The following is a 12,490-nucleotide window of genomic DNA, read 5'->3' as shown; positions in this document are numbered from 1 at the left end:
TTTAGTATGAGAAGGATGTATGTATGGTGATGTTTGGCCACTTGGCGGACCAGTTCTTTTGCTGCAACCGCTCCAGATAGATGGGATGCTTTGAAGAGTTCGAATCAAAGGGTGGTGTCGGTATAACGTGCATGTTGATCAAGTCGTGAATGCCGTGTGGGGCAGCGAGGATGAGGGAACCATCCGATTGAAGACGTACCCCGATCGCGGTGACGGTCTCAGGAAAATGTGCCAACGCATCGACCGATGAGGCATAGGGTGGAAGGTTGTTGACGTGATGCATTCTCGCTTGATTTTTGACAGACCAAGGTACATCGGGGATGAGGCGGAATAATCGCTCTTCGAGTTGTTTTTCGACTGCTTCCTCTGGTTGGTTTGGGTCGAAATAAATCACATCTACATCATCTGTTTTAGTCGATGTTTCGTATCCGTGAAGGTGGTCCCAGACTTTTGAACGAATATATCCCGCACAAATCCAACAATCCGGTAAATCGAGGTTGGCGACGGCGTGGAGAAGCTTTATGAGCTCGGCGTCTTGTTTTAGAAAATGAACCAAATCCTGTTCGTCTGTCATGATGAATACCCCTCCTTACAATATGGTTAAAAAAAGCACCTAGGCAACGCCTAGATGCTCGTATATCGATTATGCTTGAAGTTGTACGCGTTGACGTTCGATCCACGGCTTCAATTTCAAGAAGAGTGGGACGAAGAGCGCGCTGATCAAGATCGCTTTAATCAAGTTGAACGGTAAGATCCCGTAAAGGACAAGATCCGTTTTCACCGCCGGGTCGGCCATGTCTGCCATTCCGAAGAAGAAGGCGTAGGCTGGCAAGATGACGAGATAGTTTAAGATGGCGAGACTAAGAGCCATTGTGATTGTACCGGCAAGTAATCCAGAAGCGAGTGCTTTGTTTGACTTGCGCTTATGGTAGAACCAGGCAACTGGGTACATGAATGCGACACCTGCGAAGAAGTTTGCGACTTCCCCGACTGGAACACCGCCACCGTTAAAGACGTAGTACAAGACGTTTTTCAAACCGACGACCACGACTCCTGCGAGTGGGGAAAAGACGATTCCGGCAATGAGTGCAGGAATGTCACTAAAGTCCACTTTAAGGAATGGCGGTAAAAATGGGAGCGGGAAGTTGAATAGCATGAGTACGAACGAGATCGTCCCGAGCATCGCCAAAGTCACCATTGTTGTCAGTCGTTTGTTGCGCGTAGTTTTCATCAGAATCTCTCCTTTAGGTCGCTCCTCGATGAATGGCATCCGTCGCATATAAAAACCCGATTGCAATGAAGACAATCGGGAGAGTTTACGCGCATACGAAATAGATGTTTTCCGAGGTGGAAAAGTCCACGTCAAAGAAAACATCCGGATATCGGTCGGATGCCGCCATCTTCTCCCATCCAGACTATACTGTCGGCTTTCGAATCTCACGAAATCAGCAAGCAACGCCTTGCTCGCTCACGGGCTGAGAAGAATATATTCTTCAATACCGCCGGTCGGGAATTTCACCCTGCCCCGAAGATGGAACGATTTAATTTTTTTTGTTACAGTTTAGTTATACAAGATAATCCACAAGATGACAAGTCAATTGACTTGAATTGAAGATATATGAGGAGGAGTTCAGATGATTCATTTAACAGAGTCAGCCGCACTTCAAGTGCTAGAGATGATGAAACAGACGGAACGCCCGGATGCGCAATACTTGCGAGTGAAGGTACAAGGTGGCGGATGTACAGGACTTTCATACGGGATGGGCTTCGACGAGGACAAGACGGACAAAGACATTCAATTCGACCATCATGGTGTCCGCGTCATCGTTGCGGAAGTGGATCATGGGGTCGTTGATGGCCTCGAGATTGATTATAAGCAGTCGATGCTCGGTGGCGGTTTCACAATTAAAAACCCAAATGCGATTGCAACATGCGGTTGCGGTTCGAGTTTCCGGACAGCGACGAATGCAGGTACGCCAGGAGAATGCTAAAGAATAAGAACCGATCGCGATTGCGATCGGTTCTTATTCTTCTTCTGTCAAAATCAACCGAATGACTTTTGCAGTTACGTCGAGTTCGATGTGATGTTGCCAAGGCCGAAAGCCTGTGATTGTACATGTGTCATTCGTGATGCGGAATGAGCAGACACTCTCTTCCTCTTGGTCGAGGACAGAGTAACGACTGAAATCAGATAAGCTCTGATAGATCGCATACTGTGGTGGTAGTTCATACGTCCAACCTTTTTCTAACATGATTTGGTGCATATTCGAGCCCCCTAACAAGTCTTTACTTATTAGAATAGCAAGAATACGTGTAAAAGTGGTAGATTAGTCTGTTTCTTTGAAGGGAAAATGAGTAGGGACGTCATTACAAATGGGAGGATTCAGGGTCATGAGAAAAGTATTGATATTCGGAGGGTCACGCTATTTCGGAAAACGGCTCGCATTGCGACTTGCTGAAGCAGGGGACGATGTGACGATTGTGACGAGGGGGCAACTACAGGTACCGGAAGCTGAAGGGATTCGGTCTGTCAAAGGAGACCGGCAATCGGTCGCGACGATGAAAGACTTGGCCCGCGAACGGTACGACCTCGTCTATGACAACATTTGTTTTACTCCGTATCAGGCAAAAATCGCCTCGGATGCGTTCATGGACAAAGTCGGAAAATATGTGCTCACGTCGACGATGTCGGTCTACGCACCTGGTCCTGATTTAAAAGAGAGCGACTTCAATCCGCTCCATTACGAATATCATCTTGAATCCGAACATGACTACGGACAAGGGAAACGCGAGGCGGAATCATTCTTCTTCCATCGCGCCTCTTTCCCGGTGGCGACCGTACGATTACCGATCGTGTTAGGTCCGGATGACTATACAGACCGATTGAAGTTTTATGTAGATGCAATCCGGAACGAGGAACCGGTTGTCTTGCATCACCCGGAAGCGAAGATGGGCTTCATCTCGAGTGCGGAAGCAGCAGCATTTTTAGAATGGGTGGGACGTGCGAACGTGACCGGTCCTTTCAACGCTGCAAGTGACGGGCTCATCTCCATGGGTGCTTTAATGGAGCGAATCGGCCAACACGTCGGAAAACCCGTCCATATTATAAAAGATGGAGACTCGTCGCCGTATGATTCGGATGTCGACTATTATATGTCGATTGCTGAGGCGAAGAAGGCGGGCTTCGTGTTCACGCAACTCGATGACTGGCTTGACCGGGTCATCATTCAGACGCTCAAAAAATAACCTTTTTTGTTAAACATTGAGCTGTTTTCGCAAAAGGATTTTTTCGCGACCATTTTTATCTATATTGACTGCTTTGACATCGAAACCATGACGAATATTTAAGAGTAACATTTGTCGCCAACGATTCATCGTCTTTGTTTCAATCGATTTATAGTTTTGATTTTTAGCCCATTCGTGCTGTGTCTCCATTAACCGTGAGGCGATACCGAGATTACGAGAAGCAGGTTTGACGGCTCCCATCCAACTATAAAAACAATCTTCATTGAGAGGATAGCCAATCTTGTAGCCATGAATCTCGTTGTCAATAATCGCTAAAGTAAAAAATAAATTTGTTTTACGTATTAACTTTTGATGAAAGTGATTTATATCTCCAAAAACCTCTTGATGGATCGTGTATAGTTCATCGCGCATTTTATTGGTAATTGTATTTGTTGTGACTATATTCATGTTAACCTCCCTTGCAAGACAAAACTGAACCCCTGTGCATGGGAGCGACAGGGGTTCAGTGTTTATTTCCCAGCAAATACAGATGTCGAGTGTTGCGGATGACGAGCTGTCGGATCCACGAGCTGTTTCACTTGGTTGATGGCGATTGGGGCTTCACCGAAACCGGTCGCAATCAATTTTACTTTCCCTTCGTATGTCGCGATATCACCGCAAGCAAAGATGCCGGCAACGGTCGTTTCCATACGTGAATCGACACGGATTGTGTTTTTCTCGAATTCCATTCCCCAGTTCTTGATTGGACCGAGCGATGAAACGAATCCGTAGTTACAAATCAAATCATCGATTTCAACGATTTTTGATTCGCCATCCTTATCTGTCAATTCGACAGATTCGATGTGTGTCTCACCAGACAGTGACTCGATGTTATAGGGCGTGAGGACGTTAATCGTCGATGCCTTCATCTGTTCTACCGTATGTTCATGAGCACGGAAGCGGTCACGACGGTGAACGATGTGGACTTCTTTTGCGATTCCTTCAAGCATGAGTGCCCAGTCGACGGCTGAATCGCCACCGCCGGCAATCATGACACGGCGATCACGGAATTTCTCCATGTTGTCGACGAAGTAATGAAGGTTGGCGTAATCTTCGCAGCCATCAAGCCCGAGTGGACGAGCCGAGAAGGCACCGTTTCCGGCCGTGATAATGATGGCTTTCGTATGATATTCTTCTTTATTTGTTGTCAATACGAACGTGCCGTCCTCGAGACGTTCCACCGTTTCCACCGTTTCACCGAGACGGTAATCTTGTTCGAACTGGTCAGCTTGTGCTTTTAGTTGATCGATCAAGTCCTGTGCTTTTACTTTCGGGAAACCGGCAATATCATAAATATATTTTTCAGGATAGAGCGTTGACAACTGACCACCAAGTTGCGGTAAGCTTTCAATCAACGTCGTATCGAGTTGGCGCATGCCTGCATAAAATGCGGTGAACAGTCCGACCGGGCCGCCACCGATGATGATTACATCTTTCGTCGTCTTCATCGAATTCCTCCTCAAAGCGTATACATCTATTATAGAGAGTTTATTGAATTAAATCCATTCAGTACAAACATGCAACACTTTCAAAAAAAATTCAAGAAGATAAGCTTTTCCATTGAGAATTCAATTTAAAGAGCGTACAATGAAACAGAAGCAATTGTGAACAGATGTTGAACAAGGATAGGCTTTATTGTGAACGTCTATGTGAAGAAACACACAACATAGTTGTTCAAAAAACAAAACTTTAAACAAGGTGGAAATGAACATGAAACGACCTAACATTGTTATTCTTGGTGCGGGCTTCGGTGGACTCATCACAGCCGTCAACCTTCAAAAGACACTCGCTGCAGGTGATGCGAACATCACGCTCATCAACAAGCATGATTATCACTACCAAACGACATGGCTTCACGAACCAGCTGCTGGGACGATGAACCCAGACCAAGCGCGCATCTACATTAACGATATTGTGAACCCGTCACGTGTGAAACTTGTCAAAGGGATCGTCGATCGCGTCGATACTGCTGCCAAACAAGTCACGCTTGAAGATGGTTCTGTCGTCGAATACGACTATGTCGTCATCGGTCTCGGCGGTGTACCTGAAACGTTCGGTATCCCAGGCTTGAAAGAACATGCGATGACAATCAGCTCGTTGAACAGTGTTCGTAAAATCAAAGAGCACATCGAATATTCATTCGCTCAATATAAAACAAACGGTTCTTCAGACAACTCGTTCGTGACGATCGTTGTCGGTGGTGCCGGATTTACAGGAATCGAATTCCTCGGTGAAATCGTCAACCGAATCCCTGAACTTTGCAAACAGTATGACGTTCCACGCGAAGCGGTTCGCATCGTCAACATTGAAGCGGCACCAACAGTTCTTCCTGGTTTCGACCCAGAACTCACGACATACGCACAGAAATGGTTGGAGCGTAACGGTGTCGAGATGAAACTCGGTAACGGAATCAAAGGTGTCGAGCCAGGTGTGGTGACATTCGGTCCACTTCAAGGTGACACGACAGAAACGATTCGTGCCAACACGATCATCTGGACAGGTGGCGTAAGTGGTAGCCCGATCATCGAAAAATCAGGATTTGAAGCGGTCCGTAACCGTGTCATGGTGGAAGCGGACAACCGTGCACCAGGTCACGACAACGTCTTCATCATCGGTGACTGCTCAGCGGTCATGGACCCTGCATCGAACCGTCCATACCCACCGACGGCACAAATCGCGACACAACAAGCGCACAACGTTGCGAAAAACATCGCGGCACTTATCAATGGCAAATCGACTTCGAAGTTCACTTACGAGAGCAAAGGAACAGTTGCTTCACTCGGTCATAACGATGGAATCGGAATCGTGATGGGCAAAAAGATCTTCGGTCGCAACGCTTCATTCATGAAGAAAGTCATTGACAACAAACACTTCATCGAATTGAAAAAATACGGACTCGTCCTTAAAAAAGGGAAGTTCTAATTTCATGATTGCATGGCTCGTTCTGTCTCAGAACGGGCTGTTTTTCTTTCGAAATTGTCATAGGAAGTTCTTTGACCTCGTTGGTCGAAATTTTGTATAATGAAGAGCGGACAAGGGGGGCAACACATGCATATTATCCAAGCAGTCATTGGAGCCGTTTTATATATGACGATTTTTTTCAGTATCGGCTTCATCTTGAATATGTTACTTAAAAAGACATGGACACTCGTGTTCATTTATCCAATTTTTGTCATCATGATGATTGATAATGTCAAACTTTCGAGTTACGTGACCGAGACATCGACCGCGCTTACGAGTGTCTATGAAGGACTCGTCGGGTTGCAACTTCTCGATTTATTCATGCTCGGCTTTGGATTGCTCGGTGCAATTCTAGCTGGTGTGACGATTCGTTTCTTACGAAAGAGCGGTTATTCAATGTTTTAATTGGCGACAGAAATGTTCGCCTTTTTTGTTTTGTCCCTACTTTTTTAGGGCATGAACCGATATACTAGATAGCGAAACGATTTTTAGTAAGGGATGCGATGCGAATGACATTACCGATGTATACGATCAAAAAAGTGTTGAATAATAGCGTTGTCATTTGTCAACATGATACGGATCCGGAAGTCATTCTACTCGGGAAGGGGATTGGCTTTGGCAAAAAACCAGGCGACCTCGTCGACCCGGCCAGCGTCCCGGAGAAAGTGTATCAACTGACAGATAAAGAAGAGCAATCTCAATATCAAGAACTCGTCAAACATGTCGACGAGGACTTCATTGCGTTCATGCAAGAGATTGTCTGCTTCATTGAGACGAGTACGGGCAAGAAAGTCGATGAGCACATCCATATCGGTTTGACGGATCACTTGTTCTTCACGATGAAGCGAATCGAACAAGGGATGGAAGTGACGAATCCGTTTTTACTTGAAACGGAATCGCTCTATCCAAACGAGTTTGCGCTCGCGGAACGGATCGTCGATATGTTTCATGAACGATTGAACGTTTTGCTCCCGGATGCGGAAACAGGGTTTATCGCCCTTCATATTCACTCGGCGACGACGTTCAAAAACGTCCTCGAGGTCAACCGTCATAATCAAATCATCGGGCAAATTGTTCAGACGATTGAGAGTCATTTGAACGTGAAAATGGACCGGACATCACTCGATTATAAGCGCTTACTTCGGCACTTAAGGTACGCCGTTGAGCGGGTCGCGACAGGTGAGACGGTCGAGGCACCACAAAAAATTGAAAAGGTGTTGCGCGACGAATATCCGCTATGCTATAGTACTGCTTGGGAGCTGATGGGCATCATGGAACGCGAATTAAAGCGTCCTGTCCCACGAGGTGAAGCGACATATTTGACGATGCATCTCCAGCGCCTAACAAGTAGATAAATGATACCACGTGTCTTACGTGTTACTGATTCGATCAGGCATGAGTAAGGAGTGGAACGTTATGTGATGTCTCCATTGGGAGAGGTCTACGTTCTATCCTTATTCATGCCTTTTCTGTTTTTATAAACGTGATTTATGAAAACGTTTAGATACGTCGGTTGTCTGACATCTACGCCGCTATCATATTGTTTATACGTACTTAAAAAAAGGAGGAAATGTTGATGTTTAAGCAGATCTTTGGTGTTCTTCAAAAAGTCGGTAAAGCACTTATGCTTCCTGTTGCGATCTTGCCGGCAGCCGGTCTTCTTCTTGCGTTCGGTAACGCAATGCAAAACCCACAACTTACATCACGCGCTGGTTGGTTAACGAACGAAGGCGTCGTGAAATTCGCTCAATTGATGGAGCAAGCAGGTGGAATCATCTTCTCGAACTTGGCGCTCTTGTTCGCAGTCGGTGTCGCCATCGGTTTAGCAGGTGACGGCGTAGCCGGACTTGCGGCAATCGTTGGATTCTTGATCATGAACAAAGTCATGGGTGTTTGGCTCGAACTCACACCTGAAGTATTGGCACAAGGTGACCCGGCTTACGCGAACGTACTCGGTATCCCAACGCTCCAAACAGGGGTATTCGGAGGGATCATCATGGGTCTCATCGCCGCATGGGCCTATAACAAGTACTTCAATATCGAATTGCCACAGTTCCTTGGTTTCTTCGCTGGTAAACGTTTCGTTCCAATCGTAACAGCAGTTGCAGCCGTCGTTGCTGGTTTCGTTTTACTATTAGTATGGCCACCAGTTCAGCACGGATTGAACTCATTCTCAAACTTCATGTTGAATGAAAACCGTACATTCGCAGCGTTCATCTTCGGTTTAATCGAACGTTCATTGATTCCATTCGGTCTTCACCACATCTTCTACTCACCGTTCTGGTTTGAATTCGGTTCATACACAGATGCAGCGGGTAATGTTGTACGTGGTGACCAAGCGATCTTCTTCGCACAAATTCGTGATGGTGCTGAATTGACAGCAGGTACGTTCATGACTGGTAAATTCCCGTTCATGATGTTCGGTCTTCCTGCAGCAGCACTCGCAATGTATCACGAAGCACGTCCTGAGCGTAAAGCGGTTGTCGGTGGTCTCTTGGCTTCTGCTGCCCTTACATCGTTCTTGACTGGTATCACAGAACCAATCGAGTTCTCATTCTTGTTCGTAGCACCACTTCTCTTCGCAGTACACGCGGTATTCGCAGGTCTTTCATTCATGACAATGCACATCTTGAACGTGAAAATCGGGATGACGTTCTCGGGTGGTTTGATCGACTTCTTGCTCTTCGGTGTTCTTCCAGGTCGTACGGCTTGGTGGCTCGTTATTCCAGTCGGTCTCGTGTTCGCGGTTATTTACTACTTCGGATTCCGCTTCGTTATCCGTAAGTTCAACCTTAAAACTCCAGGTCGTGAAGATGAGGTTGTTGAACAATCAACAGCTACTGGTTCGGAACTTGCACAAGATATCCTCGTCGGTCTTGGTGGCTCACAAAACATCAAACACCTCGATGCATGTATCACACGTCTTCGTGTCGAAGTTAAAGACAAAGCAAACGTAAACAAAGATGAGTTAAAACGACTTGGCGCTTCTGGTGTCCTTGAAGTTGGTAACAACATTCAAGCAATCTTCGGACCACGTTCGGACGCATTGAAATCAGAAATCCAAGCGGTCATCGCTTCAGGTAACGAAAAGAAAGTCAACTAATTGATGACCTAGACCAATCCTTCGGGGTTGGTCTTTTTCTTTTATATGAAACGGTTTCATCCAAACGTTAGAGGGAAAAAGTAAGTATTCTGACAAAGGAGGGAACCATGATGTGGAAGAAAGTGTTTGGCGTTTTACAACGGATCGGGAAAGCACTCATGCTTCCGGTTGCGATCTTACCGGCAGCCGGTCTTCTCTTGGCGTTTGGTACCGCATTCCAAAACCCGGACCTCGTTGAATTGCTCCCGTTTCTGGCGAATGACTCACTTGTCCTGATTTGGCAAGTCATGACAGATGCCGGGGACATCGTCTTCGCAAACTTAGGGTTACTGTTTGCCGTCGGGGTCGCGATCGGCCTGGCGAACGGGGACGGGGTTGCTGGTCTAGCAGCCATTGTCGGTTATTTGATCATGAACAAAGTCATTAGCACATGGAATGGGATTACCGCGGAAATCGCTCAAGGTGATCCGCAGTATGCCACCGTTCTCGGTATTCCGACACTCCAAATGGGGGTATTCGGGGGGATTATCGCAGGTCTTGTTGCAGCCTATGCGTACAACAAGTATTTCAACATCAAGTTGCCAGATTTCTTAGGGTTCTTTGCAGGGAAGCGGTTCGTCCCGATTGCGACGGCCGCATTCAGTTTGATTATCGGGATTGCGCTCGCATATATATGGCCACCGATTGGGAATGTGATCAACACGTTCTCAAGTACGGTCATCGAGGCAAACGTTGCCTTATCAGCATTCATCTTTGGATTAGTAGAACGTTCCTTGATTCCGTTCGGTCTTCACCATATTTGGTATTCTCCATTCTGGTTCCAATTCGGGGAGTATACGAACCAAGCAGGTGATCTCGTACAAGGTGACCAGCGGATCTTCTTCGCACAACTGCGTGACGGCGTGGAATTCACAGCCGGTACGTACATGACCGGGAAATTCCCGTTCATGATGTTCGGCTTACCAGCAGCCTGTCTCGCCATGTTCCACACGGTTCCGAAAGAACGGCGGAAAGACGTCGAGGGTCTCTATTTCTCGGCTGCCCTTACGTCATTCTTGACAGGGATCACAGAACCAGTCGAATTCTCATTCGTTTTCGTTGCACCACTTCTCTTCGGAATTCACGCCGTCTTTGCCGGTCTCTCCTTCATGACGATGCATTTACTGAACGTCAAGATTGGGATGACCTTCTCTGGTGGTCTCATTGACTATCTGCTCTTCGGGGTCCTGCCGAACCGGACGGCCTGGTGGCTCGTCATCCCGGTTGGTCTCGTCTTTGCGGTCATCTACTACTTTGGATTCCGGTTCGCTATTACGAAGTTTGACCTGAAAATTCCTGGACGTGACGTGCAGACTGGCACGAAAGGGGACAAAGCGGGGATTGGGGACGACTTGCCATATGAAGTGCTCGTCGGACTCGGTGGTCCTGAAAACATTAAACATTTAGATGCATGTATCACGCGACTTCGTGTCACCGTCAATGACGTGAAACAAGTTGACAAAGACCTTCTAAAAACGCTCGGTGCCGCTGGTGTCCTTGAAGTAGGAGACAATATCCAAGCCATCTTCGGACCAAAATCGGACACGCTCAAATCACAAATCGCGACCATCATCGAAGGTGGCGAATACAAACCGAAAGAAAAAGTAGAGAAGGCAGTCATTACACCGGAAGCGGCTGAACAAGCCGATCATCGCTTCTTGGCTCCGATGTCTGGTGTCCTGTTATCACTTGATGATGTGCCGGATCAAGTCTTCTCGGGTCGCATGATGGGAGAAGGGTTTGCGATTGAACCAAGTTCCGGACAGGTCGTTTCGCCGGTGACCGGTCAAATCACGACATTCTTCCCGACGAAACATGCGATTGGCATTTTGGCTGACGATGGACGTGAACTATTGATCCACGTCGGTCTCGATACGGTCAACCTGAAAGGGGAAGGATTCACAGCGAGAGTCGAAGAAGGCGCCCGGGTCGAAGCGGGAGACGTCCTTCTCGAAGTCGACCTCAGCGCGATTCGTGATAAAGTGCCGTCACTGATTACACCAATCATTTGGACGAACGGGGACGGAAAAGTCGTCGTCGTACCATTCGGTGAGACTGTCGTCGCGGGTGAAGCGCTCGACTTTAGAGCCGATGACAGAGGACCAGAATAAATGATTACGAGCCGCTCCTATCATGGGGCGGCTCGATTTGTGTAGTTACTTCAATGTGCCTTATTCCGGAAAAGGAGAATCCCCCTTATAGTGAAGGAGAATTCTCACGAAAGAAGGGGTACAAATGAAACAATCCATACAATTGAATCACGGTCAGAAAGCCATTCCTACTATTGGACTTGGCGTCTTCAAAGTTAAAGATGGGGATACAGTCATGGATGCCGTCGTCGAGGCGATTCGTCAAGGATACCGTCATATCGATACGGCAGCCGTTTATGAGAATGAAGAGGGGGTCGGTGACGGAATCCGAAAAGGAATGGAAATCGCAAATATTTCCCGGGAAGATTTATTTATCACATCGAAACTATGGAACGCTGATCAAGGTTACGATGCTGCCATCTCCGCCTACGAGGCGTCACTCGTTCGTCTTGGGTTGGAACAGTTAGATTTGTATTTGATTCATTGGCCGGTGGAAGACAAGATGGTCGAGAGTTGGCGTGCCCTCGAAACGTTGTATCGAGAGGGACGTGTCGGGGCAGTCGGGGTGAGTAACTTCCAAGTCCATCACCTCGAGACATTGGCTGCAAACAGTGACCTCGTTCCAGCCGTGAACCAAGTTGAACGGCATCCGTTGCTTCGTCAAACCGAGTTAGCATCGTATATGAGCGAGCACGGCATCGTACCGGTCGCTTGGGCACCGCTTATGCAGGGAGGGTTGTTCGAAGAGCAGACTTTAGTAGAGGTCGCAAAGGAAGTCGATCGTTCCGTCGCCCAGGTGTTGTTACGGTGGCATCTCCAAACGGGATGGGTGATTATTCCAAAATCCATCAAACCACATCGAATCGCAGAAAACTTCGATGTTCATGACTTTGAATTGACCAAAGATCAAATGGAACGAATCGACTCACTCGACCGATATCAACGTGTCGGTCCAGACCCAGATGATTTTGATTTCTAATGCAGTATATAAAAAAGTCCTTCTCTCGAGTGA

12 protein-coding genes, 1 pseudogene and 1 riboswitch are annotated in these 12,490 nt (G+C 47.1%); of the genes and pseudogenes, 8 read left to right on the top strand and 5 right to left on the bottom strand.

Annotated elements, in window-relative coordinates; genetic code table 11:
* Position 1: 1 nt before the first annotated feature.
* Together BV910_RS10330 and BV910_RS10325 are read right to left on the bottom strand one after the other, a co-directional pair.
* Positions 2-574, bottom strand: a complete 573-nt coding sequence (locus BV910_RS10330; RefSeq protein WP_078147250.1) for a nucleotidyltransferase family protein — start codon at positions 572-574, stop codon at positions 2-4.
* A gap of 69 nt (positions 575-643) precedes the next feature.
* A complete protein-coding gene (locus BV910_RS10325) occupies positions 644-1,231 on the bottom strand; it encodes an ECF transporter S component (RefSeq protein WP_012726825.1) in 588 nt (195 codons plus the stop codon).
* Positions 1,232-1,394: 163 nt separating this feature from the next.
* Positions 1,395-1,537, bottom strand: a riboswitch (FMN riboswitch).
* A 97-nt stretch (positions 1,538-1,634) separates the two neighbouring features.
* Here BV910_RS10325 and BV910_RS10320 point away from each other — a divergent pair.
* A complete protein-coding gene (locus tag BV910_RS10320; protein WP_078147249.1) occupies positions 1,635-1,991 on the top strand; it encodes a HesB/IscA family protein in 357 nt (118 codons plus the stop codon).
* Positions 1,992-2,024: 33 nt separating this feature from the next.
* On the opposite strand, the gene BV910_RS10315 is transcribed toward BV910_RS10320, so the two are convergent.
* A complete protein-coding gene (locus BV910_RS10315) occupies positions 2,025-2,264 on the bottom strand; it encodes a hypothetical protein (protein ID WP_047795133.1) in 240 nt (79 codons plus the stop codon).
* A 127-nt stretch (positions 2,265-2,391) separates the two neighbouring features.
* On the opposite strand from BV910_RS10315, the gene BV910_RS10310 reads away from it, so the two are divergent.
* Positions 2,392-3,246, top strand: a complete 855-nt coding sequence (locus BV910_RS10310; RefSeq protein ID WP_078147248.1) for an NAD-dependent epimerase/dehydratase family protein — start codon at positions 2,392-2,394, stop codon at positions 3,244-3,246.
* A gap of 9 nt (positions 3,247-3,255) precedes the next feature.
* Here BV910_RS10310 and BV910_RS10305 read toward each other — a convergent pair whose 3' ends face one another.
* Both BV910_RS10305 and BV910_RS10300 read right to left on the bottom strand, forming a co-directional pair.
* Positions 3,256-3,693 carry a GNAT family N-acetyltransferase gene (locus BV910_RS10305; RefSeq protein WP_078147247.1) on the bottom strand — a complete coding sequence of 146 codons (438 nt, stop codon included), beginning with the start codon at positions 3,691-3,693 and terminating at the stop codon, positions 3,256-3,258.
* Positions 3,694-3,755: 62 nt separating this feature from the next.
* Positions 3,756-4,733: an NAD(P)/FAD-dependent oxidoreductase gene (locus BV910_RS10300; protein ID WP_012726821.1), complete on the bottom strand. Its 978-nt coding sequence runs from the start codon at positions 4,731-4,733 to the stop codon at positions 3,756-3,758.
* 262 nt (positions 4,734-4,995) lie between these two features.
* Between BV910_RS10300 and BV910_RS10295 the strand changes: the two genes are divergently transcribed.
* From BV910_RS10295 to BV910_RS10270, 6 genes and pseudogenes are all read left to right on the top strand, one after another.
* Positions 4,996-6,207: an NAD(P)/FAD-dependent oxidoreductase gene (locus BV910_RS10295; RefSeq protein WP_012726820.1), complete on the top strand. Its 1,212-nt coding sequence runs from the start codon at positions 4,996-4,998 to the stop codon at positions 6,205-6,207.
* Positions 6,208-6,333: 126 nt separating this feature from the next.
* Complete coding sequence (locus BV910_RS10290) at positions 6,334-6,651, top strand: YuiB family protein (protein ID WP_047795135.1); 318 nt, start codon at positions 6,334-6,336, stop codon at positions 6,649-6,651.
* A gap of 104 nt (positions 6,652-6,755) precedes the next feature.
* The gene (gene glcT / locus BV910_RS10285; protein WP_078147246.1) at positions 6,756-7,601 is read left to right on the top strand and encodes a glucose PTS transporter transcription antiterminator GlcT; all 846 of its coding nucleotides are present in this window, start codon (positions 6,756-6,758) and stop codon (positions 7,599-7,601) included.
* Positions 7,602-7,822: 221 nt separating this feature from the next.
* Positions 7,823-9,322, top strand: a pseudogene (gene ptsG, locus BV910_RS10280) (glucose-specific PTS transporter subunit IIBC); the annotation flags it as partial.
* 137 nt (positions 9,323-9,459) lie between these two features.
* A complete protein-coding gene (gene ptsG / locus BV910_RS10275; RefSeq protein ID WP_078147244.1) occupies positions 9,460-11,499 on the top strand; it encodes a glucose-specific PTS transporter subunit IIBC in 2,040 nt (679 codons plus the stop codon).
* Between the two features lie 124 nt (positions 11,500-11,623).
* Positions 11,624-12,457 (top strand): aldo/keto reductase, encoded by an 834-nt coding sequence (locus BV910_RS10270; RefSeq protein ID WP_078147243.1) that lies wholly within the window; start codon positions 11,624-11,626, stop codon positions 12,455-12,457.
* The last annotated feature ends 33 nt before the right edge of the window (positions 12,458-12,490 follow it).

It is taken from the genome of Exiguobacterium sp. HVEsp1 (genome assembly GCF_002009685.1).
Taxonomy (GTDB): Bacteria; Bacillota; Bacilli; order Exiguobacteriales; family Exiguobacteriaceae; genus Exiguobacterium; species Exiguobacterium profundum.
The sequence above is the reverse complement of the archived record's forward strand: the minus strand, read 5'-3'. Positions and strand labels throughout refer to the sequence as shown.

Coding starts and splice junctions, on each gene's coding strand:
- BV910_RS10330 (WP_078147250.1), bottom strand. CDS start 574: ATGACAGACGAACAGGATTTGGTTCATTTTCTAAAACAAGACGCCGAG.
- BV910_RS10325 (WP_012726825.1), bottom strand. CDS start 1,231: ATGAAAACTACGCGCAACAAACGACTGACAACAATGGTGACTTTGGCG.
- BV910_RS10320 (WP_078147249.1), top strand. CDS start 1,635: ATGATTCATTTAACAGAGTCAGCCGCACTTCAAGTGCTAGAGATGATG.
- BV910_RS10315 (WP_047795133.1), bottom strand. CDS start 2,264: ATGCACCAAATCATGTTAGAAAAAGGTTGGACGTATGAACTACCACCA.
- BV910_RS10310 (WP_078147248.1), top strand. CDS start 2,392: ATGAGAAAAGTATTGATATTCGGAGGGTCACGCTATTTCGGAAAACGG.
- BV910_RS10305 (WP_078147247.1), bottom strand. CDS start 3,693: ATGAATATAGTCACAACAAATACAATTACCAATAAAATGCGCGATGAA.
- BV910_RS10300 (WP_012726821.1), bottom strand. CDS start 4,733: ATGAAGACGACGAAAGATGTAATCATCATCGGTGGCGGCCCGGTCGGA.
- BV910_RS10295 (WP_012726820.1), top strand. CDS start 4,996: ATGAAACGACCTAACATTGTTATTCTTGGTGCGGGCTTCGGTGGACTC.
- BV910_RS10290 (WP_047795135.1), top strand. CDS start 6,334: ATGCATATTATCCAAGCAGTCATTGGAGCCGTTTTATATATGACGATT.
- glcT (WP_078147246.1), top strand. CDS start 6,756: ATGACATTACCGATGTATACGATCAAAAAAGTGTTGAATAATAGCGTT.
- ptsG (WP_078147244.1), top strand. CDS start 9,460: ATGTGGAAGAAAGTGTTTGGCGTTTTACAACGGATCGGGAAAGCACTC.
- BV910_RS10270 (WP_078147243.1), top strand. CDS start 11,624: ATGAAACAATCCATACAATTGAATCACGGTCAGAAAGCCATTCCTACT.